This window comes from Chelativorans alearensis, from assembly GCF_010993735.1.
Lineage (GTDB): Bacteria > Pseudomonadota > Alphaproteobacteria > Rhizobiales > Rhizobiaceae > Chelativorans > Chelativorans alearense.
This window is the reverse complement of record NZ_WQNI01000002.1, coordinates 243,317-257,796: the sequence shown is the minus strand read 5'-3', so window position 1 is coordinate 257,796 and position 14,480 is coordinate 243,317. Positions and strand designations below refer to the sequence as shown.

Sequence of the window (14,480 nt, the reverse complement as noted above, 5' to 3'; positions counted from 1 at the left end):
ACACCGATCGATGGATATTGTTCGACTTGCCATACGCAATGCGCGGCTCACGCTGTCCATATTGCTGTTCTTCGTTGTCGCCGGCGCGATAGCCTATGTGGACATCCCCAAGGAAGCCGAGCCGGACGTTCCGATCCCGGTCATCTATGTCAGCCTGAGCTACCAGGGCATTTCGCCCGAGGATTCGGAGCGGTTGCTGCTGCGGCCGGTGGAGACCGCGCTCAAGGGCCTGGAGGGCGTCAAGGAAATGCGCTCGGCCGCCTATGAGGGCGGCGGCTACGTGCTGGTCGAGTTCCAGGCTGGCTACGACTTCTCCAACGCGATCGAGGATGTGCGCGCCAAAGTGTCGGACGCCGAGCGCGATCTACCTTCCGGCGCCGATGAGCCTTCCGTAAACGAAGTCAACGTTTCGGAATTCCCCGTTCTTGTCGTCACGCTCTCGGGCGAACTTCCCGAACGTGCTCTGACGACCGCCGCGCGCAACTTGCGCGACCGCATCGAGGAGATCCCGGGCGTTCTGGAAGGCTCGCTGCAGGGCGCGCGCGACGAATTGGCGGAAATCGTCATCGACCCTGTCAAGCTGTCTTCCTACGGGCTGCAGCTCGACCAGCTCATCAACGCCGTCAACGCCTCCAATAGCCTGGTCGCCGCCGGCGCGCTGGAAGGCGGTGAGGGCCGCTACGCCGTCAAGGTGCCTTCGCTCATCGAGAATGTCGAAGACATCGCTAACCTGCCGGTCGTGGCGACCAGGGACGCGGTGGTGCGAGCCCGCGATCTGGCCACCATCCGCTCCACCTTCACCGACGCGGAGACCATCACACGCCTCGACGGCCGGAAGGCCATCGCCATCGAGGTGAAGAAGCGCGTCGGATCCAACCTGGTCGACACCGTCGACGCCGTGAAAAAGGTGTCGGAGGAATTCGTCCAGACCATGCCCGAGGGCGTGCACGTGTCCTACAGCCAGGACAAGTCGGTGTTCATCCGCGACATGCTGGACGATCTGCAGAACCACGTGCTGATCGCCATTATCCTGGTCTTCATCATCGTCCTCTACACGCTGTCGGGCCGCGCCTCGCTGCTCATCGGCCTGGCCGTGCCTGCGTCCTTCCTGATGGGCATCTTTGCGCTCTCCCTGGGCGGCTATACGGTCAACATGGTGGTGCTGTTCAGCCTCATCCTGGCCGTCGGCATGCTGGTGGACGACGCCATCATCGTCACTGAGTTCGCCGAGCGGCGCATGACGGAAGGGATGCCGAAGGCGCAGGCCTTCGAGCTCGCCGCCAAGCGCATGGCCGGCCCGGTGATCGCCGCCACCATGACCCGCATCGCCGCCTTCTCGCCGCTGTTGTTCTGGCCGGGCATCGTCGGCGAATTCATGAAGTATCTGCCGATCACGCTGATCGTCACGCTGGCCGCGTCGATGATCTACGCGCTCATATTCACGCCCACATTGGGCGCGCTCTTCGCCAAGGCGCACGTGCATGAAGAGCCGCCGCCGGATGGCTGGTACATCCGTTTCGTGCGGCAGGCCCTTCGCTTCCCCAAGACCGTGCTTCTCTTGACGGTCGCCCTCCTGGTCGGCGTGCAGGTCGCCTATACGCAATACGGCGCCGGCGTCGAGTTCTTCCCCGATGTCGAGCCCGAATACGGCCTGATGTACGTGCATGCGCGCGGCAATCTCTCGCTCGAGGAGATGGACCGGCTGGTGCGGCCGGCCGAGGAGAAGCTGGTCGGCTGGCCGGGCATCGAAACCGTCTACACCCGCGTCGGCCAGACGCGCGGCGGCGGCGAGGACATCGACGAGGATGTGATCGGCGTCCTACAGTACGAGTTCGTAGACTGGCGCGAGCGCAAGCCGGCGGGCGAGATTCTGAACGATCTGCGCACCGAGATGGCCAGCATGCCTGGCGTCGAGGTCGAGGTGCGCGTGCCCGATGCCGGCCCGCCCACGGGCCAGCCCATCCAGGTGCAGCTTTCCGCTGCGAATCCCGAGGGGCTCAACGACCAGGCGGCAGCCGTCGCCGAAATGCTGAGGGGGATCGACGGCGTCATCGATATTGCTGACGGCCTTCCCCCGCCGGGCATCGACTGGGCCATCCGCGTCGACCGGCCCAAGGCCGCCCAGTACGGCGTCAGCCCCACCGCGGTCGGCAACGTGGTGCAGCTCGTGACCAACGGCCTGAAGCTATCGGAGTACCGCCCCGCCGGCGTCGACGATGCGGTGGACATCCGCCTGCGTCTGCCGGAGGACCGGCGTACGCTGTCGACGCTGGACCAGCTTCGCATCGAGACTGCGCAGGGGCCGGTGCCGATTTCCAACTTCGTTACCCGCGAACCGGAGCGGAGCAGCGGCATCCTGAACCGCATCGACGCCCAGCGCACGATCACCGTCACCGCCAACATCGCCAGCGGTTATCAGGAAGCGGCGGTACAGCAACAGGTGATCTCGGAGCTCAACGGTATGGACTTCGGCGCCACGCGCTGGAAGCTCGCCGGCTCGAGCGAGGAGAGCGACGAGGCCGCGGCCTTCCTGTCGAAGGCGTTCGGCGCGGCGATCTTCCTCATCTTCGTGGTGCTGCTCGCCCAGTTCAACAAGTTCACCAGCGTCCTGCTGGTGCTGATGACGGTGGTTATGGCGACGATCGGCGTCTTCCTTGGCCTTCTGATCACCGGCCAGACCTTCGGCATCGTCATGTCGGGCATCGGCGTGATCGCGCTCGCGGGCGTCGTGGTGAACAACAACATTGTCCTTATCGACACCTACGACAGGCTGCGTGATGAGGGCATGAAGAAGTATGACGCCATCATCCAGACCTGCCGTGAGCGTGCCCGCCCGGTGCTTCTGACAGCGATTTCGGCCATCCTCGGCGTATTGCCGATCGCCTTCGCCCTCGGGCTGGAGCTGGCAGACCGGGAGGTCACCTTCGGCGCCCCGTCCACCCAATGGTGGATCTCGCTGTCGGGAGCCATCGTCTACGGCCTGAGCTTTGCCACGGTGTTGACGCTGATCGTCACGCCAGCGGCGCTGATGGTGTTCACCCGCGAGGCACGGCCGGCGGGTGAGAAGCGCCGCAGCCTGCTTGCCCGCCTCTTCCGTCGTCGCCGCCAGGAGGGTGAGGACGCGGGGAGACCCGAAGAGGATGCACCCGTTACGGCCTTCCCCAAGGCCGCCGAATAAAGCCGGCGCCGGCACGGCGGGGAACCCGCCGTGCCGGCAAAGCGTTGTTCCGCAGTTATGTCACAAAAGACAGGAACAATGCGATGTCACTCGGAACCATCCTCATCATCATATTGATATTGATCCTGCTCGGCGCGATACCGACATGGCCCTATTCGAGCGGTTGGGGCTATGGCCCCTCCGGCATTGTGGGCGTTATTCTTTTGGTGGTTCTCATCCTGGCCTTGATGGGCAGGATATGACGCAACGGCAAACAGCCCGTCCATTCTCACCCGGAAGGGGCGGGCTGCGCTTCCATCCCAACCCCATGAGGTGTTTCAGGCGCAAGCAGGGGGCGTGATCACCCGGAAGCGCTGGCCGAAGGCTCCGGCTGCTCCGCGATGTCGTCCGCCGACCGCACCAGGTTCGACATCAAAAGCACCACGCCCAGAAGTACGGCAAAGCCGATGAATACCGGTGTAAAGCCCGTCCGCTCGGCCACGAAGCCGACGATGGAGGGCGCGGCGAGCATGCCGGAATAGCCGATCGTGGTGGCCACGCTCATGCCGGCGGCCGACGAAATGCCGGGCTGGTTGCCTGCCGCAGAGAAGGCGATGGGCACCATATTGGCAATCCCCAGCCCGGCCAACGCGAAGGCCACCGTGGCAGCGGCCGGCGAGGACGCGAGCCCCGCCCCCAGCATGCCGAATGCGGCGACGATACCCGAGAGCCGCATCGTTGTTACTGCACCAAGTCGATTACGCACGCCGTCGCCGAGGAAGCGCATCAGGGCCATCGCCCCGGAAAATGCAGTGAACGCGAGGCTCGCCGTAGCCAGGCCGGCGCCCATCTCCTGGCGCAGGTAAAGAGCCGCCCAATCGAGGACGGCCCCCTCCGGCGCCATCGAGAACAAGGCGACGATGCCGGTCAGATAGACGAGCGGATTGCGCGGGAAGCCGCTCAGCTGGCCGCCGCCCGTCGCCGCAGGCTTGCGCTCGACGATGAGCTTCGGCATAGCGGCCAACACTAGCACGAGCGCAAAGACGGTGACGGCGCCGGCATGCGCCAGATGCCCCCATTGCTCGGCCAAGACGCCACCCACACCCGCGCCGACAAAACCGCCGAGGCTCCAGAAGCCATGCGAGGAGGACATTATGGCGCGCTGCAGCCGGCGCTCCACGACCACCGCATTGGAGTTCATGGCGACATCCATGCCGCCCAAAAGGCCGCCGAAGGCGACAAGTGCCGCGATCAGCGTCGGCATGCCCGGTGCCGCGGCTATGGCAAGAAGCGAGCAGGCGCACAAGACGCCGGACACCCGCGCCACCGCGCGCGAGCCGTGGCGACTGATGAGCCAGCCGCACATCGGCATCGCCACGACAGCCCCGAGGCCGAAGATGAGGATAAGCAGGCCAAGCACCGTCTCACTCAGCGAGAAGCGTGCGACAAGCAGCGGGATCTGCGGTGCCCAGCTGCCGACCATGAAGCCGTTGACGAAGAAAAAGGTGGCAACGGCCCAGCGGCCGGAGAGCGCGTTCTCTTGTGACATGTCGATATCCGTAGCTGACCTCGGAAAGGGAGGTGTACCAATGGCTCTTTATATCGATCGTTTGCGGGCTTGACCCGAGGATCCAGCCTGAACATCGACGCACCACCAACGGTCAATCAATCAGACGTCGGCACGGCTGGGTTAAATCGATTTAACACCCCTCGTCTAATACCAGTTCAGCCATTCTGCAGGACCACGAGCAGATCCTTGGCGTCGATCTGGTCACCGGCCTTCACCAGCACCTCGGAGATCGTGCCGTTGCGCTCGGCGTGGATCGCGGTCTCCATCTTCATCGCCTCGATGGAAAGAAGCACGTCGCCCGCCTTCACCTCCTGGCCAGTATTGACGGTGACGGACGACACGACGCCGGGCATGGGTGCGCCGACATGCGCCTCGTTGCCGGCCTCCGCCTTGCGCCGCACGGCGAGCGCGGAGGCACCGTGCAGCCGGTCCGGCACCTTGACCCGGCGCGGCTGGCCGTTCAGCTCGAAGAAGACGGTCACCATGCCCTTTTCGTCCGGCTCGCCAACGGCGAGGCAACGGATGACCAGCGTCTTGCCGCGCTCGATGTCGACGAAGATCTCGTCTTCCTGCGCCATACCGTAGAAGTAGATCGGCGTCGGCAGCACGCTGACGGGGCCGTAGGTCTCGGTCGCCGTCGCGAAGTCGAGGAAAACCTTGGGATACATCAGCCAGGCGGCGAACTCGAAGTCGCTCGCCTCGCGGCCGAGCTTTTCCTCCAGTTCCTTGCGATCGGCCTCGAGATCGGCCGGCTCAAGCAGCGAGCCGGGCCTGACGGTGATCGGCTTCTCGCCCTTCAGCGCCTTCTTCTGCAGCGCCTTCGGCCAGCCGCCGGGCGACTGTCCCAGATCGCCGCGCAGCATGGAGACGACCGAATCCGGGAAGGCGATGTCCTTGGCCGGGTTTTCGACATCGGCGATGGCGAGGTCCTGGCTCACCATCATCAGCGCCATATCGCCCACCACCTTGGAGGACGGCGTGACCTTGACGATGTCGCCGAACATCATGTTGACGTCGTGATAGGCGCGCGCCACCTCGTGCCAGCGCGTTTCCAGCCCCAGCGAACGCGCCTGCTCCTTCAGGTTGGTGAACTGGCCGCCCGGCATCTCGTGCAGATAGACCTCGGAGGCCGGCCCCTTGAGGTCGCTCTCGAAGGCGGCGTACTGGTTGCGCACGGCCTCCCAGTAGAACGAGATGCGGCGCACCCATTCGCGGTCGAGGCCGGTGTCGCGCTCGTCCCCCTTCAGCGCCTCGACGATGGAGCCGAGACAGGGTTGCGAGGTGTTGCCGGACAACGCATCGATTGCCGCGTCCACTGCATCCACACCGCTCTCCACCGCCGCCAGCACCGTGGCGGCGGAGATGCCGGAGGTATCGTGGGTGTGGAAATGGAGCGGCAACTCTGTCTCTTCGCGCAGCGCCTTGAAGAGCACCCGCGCGGCGGAAGGCTTCAGGAGCCCGGCCATATCCTTGATGGCGATGATATGGGCCCCCGCCGCCTCCAGTTCCTTGGCGAGGGCCACATAGTATTTCAGGTCGTACTTGGCCCGGTCGGGGTCGAGGATGTCGCCCGTATAGCAGATGGCGGCCTCGCACAGCTTGTCCTCTTCGCGCACGGCGTCCATCGCCACGCGCATGTTCTCCACCCAGTTGAGACAGTCGAACACTCGGAACAGGTCGATGCCGCCCTTTGCCGCCTGGCGCACGAAATACCGTACCACGTTGTCGGGGTAGTTGGTGTAGCCGACGCCGTTCGCCCCGCGCAGAAGCATCTGCAAAAGCAGGTTCGGCGCTGCTTCGCGCACACGGTTTAGCCGCTCCCACGGGTCCTCCGTGAGGAAGCGCATGGCAACATCGAAGGTCGCACCGCCCCAGCACTCCAGTGACAGGAGCTGCGGCAGCGCGCGCGCATAGACCCCGGCGATGGCGGCGATGTCGAAGGTGCGCATCCGCGTCGCCAGAAGCGACTGATGCCCGTCGCGCATGGTGGTGTCGGTCACCAGCACGCGCGTCTCCTCGCGCATCCATTTGGCGAAGCCTTCCGGCCCCAGCCGGTCAAGGCGCTGCTTGGTGCCGTCGGGGATCGCCGCATCGACGTAAGGCACGCGCGGCGCGGCGGCCTCCGGGTTCGGCCGTGGCCGGTCGCGCGCTTCGGGGTGCCCGTTCACCGTCACGTCGGCCAGGTAGTTCAGGAGCTTCGTCGCTCGATCCTGGCGTTTGACCTGGGTGAAGAGTTCCGGCGTCTCGTCAATGAAGCGCGTCGTGTAGGTGGCGTCACGGAACTGCTTGTGGCTGATGATGGCCTCGAGGAAGGTGAGGTTGGTGGCAACGCCGCGGATGCGGAACTCGCGCAGCGCCCGGTCCATGCGCAGGATCACCTCGTCCGATGTCGGCGCCCAGGCTGTCACCTTCTCGAGCAGCGGATCATAGAAGCGGGTGATGACCGCGCCCGAATAGGCCGTGCCGCCGTCAAGCCGTATGCCGAAGCCGGTCGCCCCGCGGTAGGCGGTGATACGGCCGTAGTCGGGGATGAAATTCTGTTCCGGATCCTCGGTCGTGATGCGGCATTGCAGGGCGTGGCCGTTGAGCTTGATGTCGGCCTGCGCCGGCACGCCGGAGCGCGGATTGCCGATGCGCTCGCCTTCGAGGATGCGGATCTGCGCCTTGACGATGTCGATCCCGGTCACCTCCTCGGTCACTGTGTGCTCGACCTGGATGCGCGGGTTGACCTCGATGAAGTAGAAGGCGCCGGTATCGGCATCCATCAGGAACTCGACCGTGCCGGCGCCAACATAGTCGGTCGCCTCGGCGATCTTCAGTGCGTAGCCGCACAGCTCCGCCCGCTGTTTCTCATCGAGATAGGGCGCCGGCGCGCGCTCCACGACCTTCTGGTTGCGCCGCTGGATGGAACAGTCGCGCTCGTAAAGGTGCACGGCGTTGCCGTGGGTATCGCCCAGGACCTGCACCTCGACATGGCGGGCGCGCTCAACGAGCTTTTCCAGATACACCTCGTCCTTGCCGAAGGCGGCCTTGGCCTCGCGCTTGGCCTCCATCACTTCGCGCTTGAGGTCGGCTTTCGAGCGGATGACGCGCATGCCGCGCCCGCCGCCGCCCCAGGATGCCTTGAGCATGACGGGAAAGCCGATCTCGCCCGCCATCTTCGCCACCGCGTCCAGATCGTCCGGCAGCGGCTCTGTCGCCGGCACAACTGGCACGCCCGCCTCCATCGCAAGGTTGCGGGCGGCCACCTTGTTGCCGAGCCGGCGCATGGTCTCCGGCTTGGGGCCGATGAAGACGATGCCGTTCGCAACGCATGCCTCGGCGAATTCCGGACTTTCGGAGAGCAGGCCGTAGCCGGGGTGGATGGCATCTGCGCCGGACAGCTTGGCGACGCGGATCACCTCATCGATCGAGAGATAGCTCTCGATCGGCCCCATATCGTGCTCCAGGTGCGGGCCGCGGCCCACCTGATAGGATTCGTCCGCCTTGAAGCGATGCAGCGAATATTTGTCCTCCTCCGCCCATATGGCGACCGTTCGGATACCCAACTCGTTGGCGGCGCGGAAGACGCGGATGGCGATTTCGGAACGGTTGGCGACGAGGAGTTTCTTGATCTGCACTGGCATGCTCCGGCTGGCAGGGCAGGGCCAGGGCGGCCGCTATGCAATACGCATCGTTAGCTCATGGCAAAGCTGCGCAGCATACGCGGAAGATGCCTGGGTCCCTTGGTCGGGTCAATGATTAGCGCGCGTGTTGCTGCAGTGCAAACCTTCTCGACACCGGGCGATCGAGCGGCGCGCGGAACGCCGAAAACAAAAAAGGCCCGGCATGAGAAATGCCGGGCCGCCATAACAGTCTTTAGCCTTGCGGCTTACTGTTCGAGGTAGTCGTACTCGCCGTCCTTCCACTCATAGAAGACGTAGCCGGGCAGCGTCACGTCGCCCTTGTCGTCGAACTCGAGCTCGCCGAGCACCGTTTCGAACTTGCCGGCATCCAGCGCCTCCACGACCGCATCATAATCCGTAGAACCGGCCGTCTCGACCGCCTGCGCCCAGGCCTGGATAGCCGCATAGGTGTAGAGCGCGTAGCCCTCGGCCGTCTTGCCCGCGGCAAGAAGCGCGTCGACGACCGGCTTGGCGACCTCGTTCTTGCGCGGATCGGGCGAGAAGGTCATCAGCGTGCCTTCGCCGGCCTCACCGGTGATGGCCCAGTACTCGTCGGTCACCAGTGCGTCACCCGAGACCAGGATGGTGTCCATGCCCTGCTCGCGCATCTGACGCGCCATCAGGCCGGCTTCGGTGTGGTAGCCGCCGACATACAGGACGCCAATGCCTTCCTGCTTCAGCTTGGAGACGAGGGCGGTGTAGTCCTTCTCGCCGGCCGTGTAAGCCTCGTAGAGAGCCGGCGAGCCGCCGGCCGCCTCGTAAGCCGCCATGGTGGCGTCGGCAAGACCCTTGCCGTAGGCCGTCTTGTCGTGGACGAATGCCACCTTCTTGTCGGGGAAATTCTCGACAAGGAACTGGCCCGCGACAGCGCCCTGCTGGTCGTCACGGCCGCAGACGCGGTAGACGCCGGGCCCCGGACGCTCGTCCGTGAAGGCCGGGTTCGTGGAGGCGGGCGAGATCTGGAGGATGCCCTCGTCGGCATAGACGTTCGACGCCGGGATCGACGAGCCGGAACAGAAGTGCCCGGCTACGAAGGTGACCCCCGAGCCGGCGAACTGGTTTGCCACCGCGACCGCCTGTTTCGGGTCGCAGGCATCGTCGCCCACTTCCAGCCTCAACATCTCACCGTTGACGCCGCCGGCTGCGTTGATATCGGCGACGGCCTGTTCGGCGCCGGCTTTCATCTGCGCGCCGAAGGAGGCGTACTGACCCGTCATCGGGCCTGCGGTCGCGATGACGATTTCTGCCCAGGCGGATCCGGTCATCACCAGGCTGAGCGCAGCGCCAGCCAAAAGAGCCTTCTTCATGACTTCTCCCTTGAAAAACACCAGAGGTTCCCACAGCTTTCCGGAAATGGTGTTCGGCTTTCCGGTTCAGCCGATGCGGGGTCTACCCGCTTAACCGGCATCAAATCCCAATTTCGAGTTGAAATAAAGGGTTTCCGCCGGTTAATCATCAATCTCGTCAGCTCCTGGCTCTCCAGCCAAGCAAGCCGCTACGCGTGTAGGAGAAACTATACTGCGTGGACATCTGTCGGGCGCGCGCGATCCGCTTGCCGATGAAGGCGATGCCGAGGAGCACGATGAGATCGACGATATAATAATGCACCGTCAGCAGCGTGCCGCCAAAAAGGGCGAAGTGGATGAAGCGCGTCGCTCCGGCCAGAAGAACGATGTAGAAGGCGAGTTGCAGGTTGGGCTGCCAAGCCCGAGCGATGGCGCGCCCCGTCAGATAGGCCGCGCTGCCGGCTAGCATAACCGTGACGAACAGGAACTCCCAGAAGGTGACTTCCCACAGGAGTGCGTTCTCGTTTTCCATCAGTGCCTCCCGCCTTCGAGGTAGGCCGCGCGCACTTCCTCGCGCTTGAGCAGTTCGGCGCCCGTGCCGCTCATGGTGATGTTACCGTTGACCATGACATAGCCGCGATGGGCAAGCTTAAGCGCATGGAAGGCGTTCTGCTCGACCAGGAATACCGTAAGCCCCTCATTTTCGTTGAGCTCACGAATCGTTTCGAAGATCTGCTTGACGATCAGCGGCGCCAGCCCAAGCGACGGCTCGTCGAGGAGCAAGAGCTTCGGCCGCCCCATCAAGGCGCGCGCGATCGCCAGCATCTGCTGTTCGCCGCCCGAAAGCGTGCCGCCGCGCTGATGCAGCCGTTCCTTGAGGCGCGGGAAAAGCTCGGAGACGCGCTTCAGATCGTCCTCGAAGTGGTTGGGATCAACCAGCGAGGCCCCCATCTGCAGGTTTTCCATCACCGTCATGCGTGGGAAGATGCGCCGGCCCTCGGGCGACTGGGCGATGCCGAGCTGCATGATCTCGTGCGTCGGCATGGCGGTAATGTCCGTGCCGTCATAGAGGATCTGGCCGCTGCGGGGCTTTGGATCGCCGCAAATCGTCATCATCAGCGTCGACTTGCCGGCGCCATTGGCGCCGATCATGGTAACAATCTCGCCGCGGCTCACCTCCAGATCCACGCCCCTCAGCGCAATGATATTGCCGTAATAGGTCTCGACGCCGCGCACCGAAAGCAAGGGTTCCGCCGCCGCCCTCATGCCTTGCCTCCCTTGCCGTTGCCGCGTTTTGCGCGGGATTTCGGCTTGGATGAACCACCCTTCGACTTGAGGTCGATCGCGCTAGGGTCGCCGACCGTTTCCGCCACGTCTTCCAGCACTTCCGGAATGTCGATCTCCTCCTCTTCCTCGACACCGAGATAGGCGGCGATGACGTTGGGGTCGGTACGCACCGTTTCCGCGTCGCCGTCGGAGATCTTTACGCCATAGTCGAGCACCACGATGTGGTCGGAGATCTCCATCACCACGCCCATGTCATGCTCGATCAGGAGCACCGAGGTCTTGTGTTCCTCGCAGATAAACTTGAGCAACGCGTTGAGTTCGGCCGATTCGCGCGGGTTCAACCCCGCCGCCGGCTCGTCCAGGCACAGGAGCTCCGGCCCGGTGCACATGGCCCGGGCGATCTCCAGCCGCCGTTGCGCACCGTAGGGCAGGTCGGCCGCAGGGTCGTCGGCACGGTCGATCAGATGCGTGCGCTCCAGCCAGTAGACGGCCCTGTCGATGGCTGCCCGCTCGGCCCTTTGGTAGCTGGGCAGCCCGAAAATGCCGCCGAAGGTAAAGCCGGAGGCGATCACCAGCGGATTGTGCTGCGCTACCAGAAGGTTCTCCAAAAGCGTCATGCCGCCGAACAGCCGGATATTCTGGAATGTGCGGGCAACCTTGGCCTTGTACGAGATTTCGTGGTCGGGCATGCGCTCGAGCAGGAAGACGCCGGAGCCGCTCTCCTTCTTCCATCTGAGCCCGCTGGCCGTCACCGCGTCCACCGTGCTTTCCTGCCGGCCCGGGCCGTGGCGCATGATGATGCGCCCCTCGGTCGGCTTGTAGAAGCCAGTCACGCAGTTGAACACTGTCGTCTTGCCGGCGCCGTTCGGCCCGATGAGGGCGGTGATGTCGCCGCGCCCCACATCGAAGGACAGATCGCCGACAGCCACCAGCCCGCCGAAGCGCATGGTCAGATGCTCGACCGACAGGACCGGATCGTGCTCCCAATTCCGCGCTGCGGCGCCCGCGGGTGCGTTCTTCTCAGTCGCCGGAACCATCAGTGACCCTCACCCTGTGCAACCGCGTCAGCGCCGATCAGCTTCTTCTCCTTGAGCACCGCCGTGGGCTCGCGCGTCGAAACCAGCCCGCGCGGCTTCCACACCATGATGAGCACCATCGCCAAGCCGAAGATCAGCATGCGATACTGGACCGGGTCGAAGCCGGGCCCGAATATCTGCGTCAGGAAACCCAGGTTGCGCAGCATCTCGATGCCGCCGATCATGGCAACGGAAGCGATGACCACGCCGATCTGCGAGCCCAGCCCGCCCAGAACCACGATGGCGAGGATCATCGCCGATTCGATGAAGGTGAAGCTTTCCGGTGAGATGAAGCCCTGCCGTGTGGCGAAGAACGATCCCGCGAAGCCGCCGAACATGGCGCCGATGGCGAATGCGGTAAGCTTCGTGTTGCGGGTGTTGATGCCCAGCGACCGGCAAGCGATCTCATCCTCGCGCAATGCTTCCCAGGCGCGCCCGATGGGCAGCTTTCTGAGCCGGATGGTCACCACGTTGGTGATCAACGCCAAGGCGAGGATGATGTAGTAGAGATAGATGAAACGGTGAATCGGCGCATATTCGAGACCGAAGAATGCCGCAAAACCATCCTCGCCGCGCGAAAACTCCAACCCGAAGAGAGTTGGCTTTGGGATGCCCGAGATACCGTCCGGCCCGTTGGTGAACTGATACCAGTTCAGGAGCACGATGCGGATGATCTCGCCGAAGGCGAGCGTGACGATCGCCAGATAGTCGCCGCGCAGGCGTAGCACCGGAAAGCCGAGAATGATGCCCCAGAACGCGGCGAGCAGCCCCGCCAACGGCAGCGCCATCCAGAAACCGAAATCGAAATATTGCGAGAGCAGGGCGAAGGAATAGGCGCCGACTGCATAGAAGGCGACATAGCCGAGGTCCAGCAGCCCGGCGAGCCCCACCACGATGTTCAGTCCCCAGCCGAGCATGATGTAGGTCATGATGAGGATGGCGAGATCGATGAACTGGCGTTGCTTGCTCGGGAAGACCGTCATGAGGAAGAAGGGCAGCACCAGGGCGAAGACCAGGAGCAAGCGCACCAGCCATTTGCTGAGCCCCGGCAGCGTCTCGCCGACGCTGGAGAGCTGCGCTCCCAGCCCCAGCGTGACCGGGCGTTCCGCCTTGAAGACGAAGAGGTTGAGCGCCAGCCGGCCCGCGAAAACCACGAGGATGGACACGATCCAGGCGGTCCAGCGCGCCTTGATGTCGAGCCCGCCTGGCGCGATGTCCGTCCGCAGGCCGATGAAGAAGAAGCCGAGCACGCCGGCGACGAAAGCCGCCGTGGCCGCGTCGCGAAGCGAGCCCTGGAACCTGCCGCCGCCGCCCGGCCCCGCCGGGCTCGGCGCACGGCCGCGGCTCGGCGTCTCGGCCTGGTCGCCCGCGGGCTTTTTTCCCGACACCTTCACTCCCGTCGTGGAGCTTGCCATCACACCTTCTCCACTTCGGGTTTGCCAAGCAGGCCGGAGGGCAGGAAGATCAGCACGATGGCGAGGATGGAGAACGCCGCCACGTCCTTGTACTCCACCGTGAAATAGCCCGACCAGAACACCTCGATGAGGCCGATCAGCAGCCCGCCCAGCATGGCGCCGGGCAGCGAGCCGATGCCGCCGAGCACGGCCGCCGTGAATGCCTTAACGCCGGCGAGGAAGCCGATATAGAAGTCGATCACGCCGTAGAGCAGCAGGAACATCAGCCCCGCCACCGCGGCAAGCGCGGCCCCCATGACGAAGGTGAGGGAGATGGTGCGGTCGACGTTGACGCCGAGCAGCGCCGCCATCTTGCGGTCCTGCTCGCATGCCCTCTGCGCACGGCCAAGCGAGGTGCGAGCGATCAACAGCGTGAAGGCCGTCATCAGCACCAGCGTGGTGACGATGATGATCATCTGCATGTAGGAGAGCTGCACGACGATGGTGCCGGCCTCGGTGGAACCCTGCATAACCGTGATGCCGCCCCGGATCTGCGGCGGCAGGGGCTTGACGCGCGCGCCTTGGGTGATCTGCACGAAATTCTGCAGCACGATGGACATGCCGATGGCGGTGATCAGCGGCGCCAGGCGGAAGGAACCGCGCAAGGGCCGGTAGGCCAATCGCTCCACCGTCCACCCCCAGGCGGAGGTGAATAGCATGGCGACGATGAGCACGATCAACAGCACGACCGGCAGAAAGGCGAAGCCCAGCACCGAAGTCAGCAACAGGAACACGGCCAGCGAGATGAACGCGCCGATCATGAAGATGTCGCCATGGGCGAAGTTGATCATGCCGATGATGCCGTAGACCATCGTATAGCCGATGGCGATCAGGCCATAGATGGAACCCAGCGTCAGCCCGTTGATAAGCTGCTGGACAAAATATTCCATATCTTGCGGTACTCCCTGGAATGTCGCCGCCAGGACGCATTCCTTGTTGTTATTCCCCTAGCCGTTCAGGTTGCCGAAACTAGAGCGCCCAGCGT

General features: G+C 64.2%; 10 protein-coding genes. 2 read left to right on the top strand and 8 right to left on the bottom strand.

What is annotated here, in order from left to right; genetic code table 11:
- Positions 1-10: 10 nt before the first annotated feature.
- Both GPJ75_RS04045 and GPJ75_RS04040 read left to right on the top strand, forming a co-directional pair.
- Positions 11-3,178, top strand: coding sequence for an efflux RND transporter permease subunit (locus GPJ75_RS04045; RefSeq protein ID WP_163265375.1), 3,168 nt, complete (start codon positions 11-13; stop codon positions 3,176-3,178).
- 83 nt (positions 3,179-3,261) lie between these two features.
- A complete protein-coding gene (locus tag GPJ75_RS04040) occupies positions 3,262-3,420 on the top strand; it encodes a DUF3309 family protein (RefSeq protein WP_163265373.1) in 159 nt (52 codons plus the stop codon).
- Between the two features lie 98 nt (positions 3,421-3,518).
- On the opposite strand, the gene GPJ75_RS04035 is transcribed toward GPJ75_RS04040, so the two are convergent.
- The 8 genes from GPJ75_RS04035 to GPJ75_RS04000 form a co-directional block, all read right to left on the bottom strand.
- Positions 3,519-4,706 (bottom strand): MFS transporter, encoded by a 1,188-nt coding sequence (locus GPJ75_RS04035; protein WP_163265371.1) that lies wholly within the window; start codon positions 4,704-4,706, stop codon positions 3,519-3,521.
- A 176-nt stretch (positions 4,707-4,882) separates the two neighbouring features.
- On the bottom strand, positions 4,883-8,347 hold the full coding sequence (gene pyc, locus GPJ75_RS04030) for a pyruvate carboxylase (RefSeq protein WP_163265369.1): 3,465 nt from the start codon (positions 8,345-8,347) through the stop codon (positions 4,883-4,885).
- Between the two features lie 251 nt (positions 8,348-8,598).
- On the bottom strand, positions 8,599-9,699 hold the full coding sequence (locus GPJ75_RS04025) for a branched-chain amino acid ABC transporter substrate-binding protein (protein ID WP_163265367.1): 1,101 nt from the start codon (positions 9,697-9,699) through the stop codon (positions 8,599-8,601).
- A 157-nt stretch (positions 9,700-9,856) separates the two neighbouring features.
- The gene (locus tag GPJ75_RS04020) at positions 9,857-10,210 is read right to left on the bottom strand and encodes a DUF6867 family protein (protein WP_163265365.1); all 354 of its coding nucleotides are present in this window, start codon (positions 10,208-10,210) and stop codon (positions 9,857-9,859) included.
- Entirely contained in the window at positions 10,210-10,944 is a 735-nt protein-coding gene (locus GPJ75_RS04015; protein WP_163265363.1) for an ABC transporter ATP-binding protein, read from the bottom strand. Before GPJ75_RS04015 ends, GPJ75_RS04020 begins: the two co-directional genes overlap by 1 nt.
- Complete coding sequence (locus GPJ75_RS04010) at positions 10,941-12,002, bottom strand: ABC transporter ATP-binding protein (protein ID WP_163265361.1); 1,062 nt, start codon at positions 12,000-12,002, stop codon at positions 10,941-10,943. The genes GPJ75_RS04015 and GPJ75_RS04010 overlap by 4 nt, the downstream gene beginning before the upstream one ends.
- Positions 12,002-13,456 carry a high-affinity branched-chain amino acid ABC transporter permease LivM gene (livM, locus tag GPJ75_RS04005; RefSeq protein WP_205602459.1) on the bottom strand — a complete coding sequence of 485 codons (1,455 nt, stop codon included), beginning with the start codon at positions 13,454-13,456 and terminating at the stop codon, positions 12,002-12,004. The genes GPJ75_RS04010 and livM overlap by 1 nt, the downstream gene beginning before the upstream one ends.
- Complete coding sequence (locus tag GPJ75_RS04000; protein ID WP_163265359.1) at positions 13,456-14,385, bottom strand: ABC transporter permease subunit; 930 nt, start codon at positions 14,383-14,385, stop codon at positions 13,456-13,458. Before GPJ75_RS04000 ends, livM begins: the two co-directional genes overlap by 1 nt.
- Between the last annotated feature and the right edge of the window lie 95 nt (positions 14,386-14,480).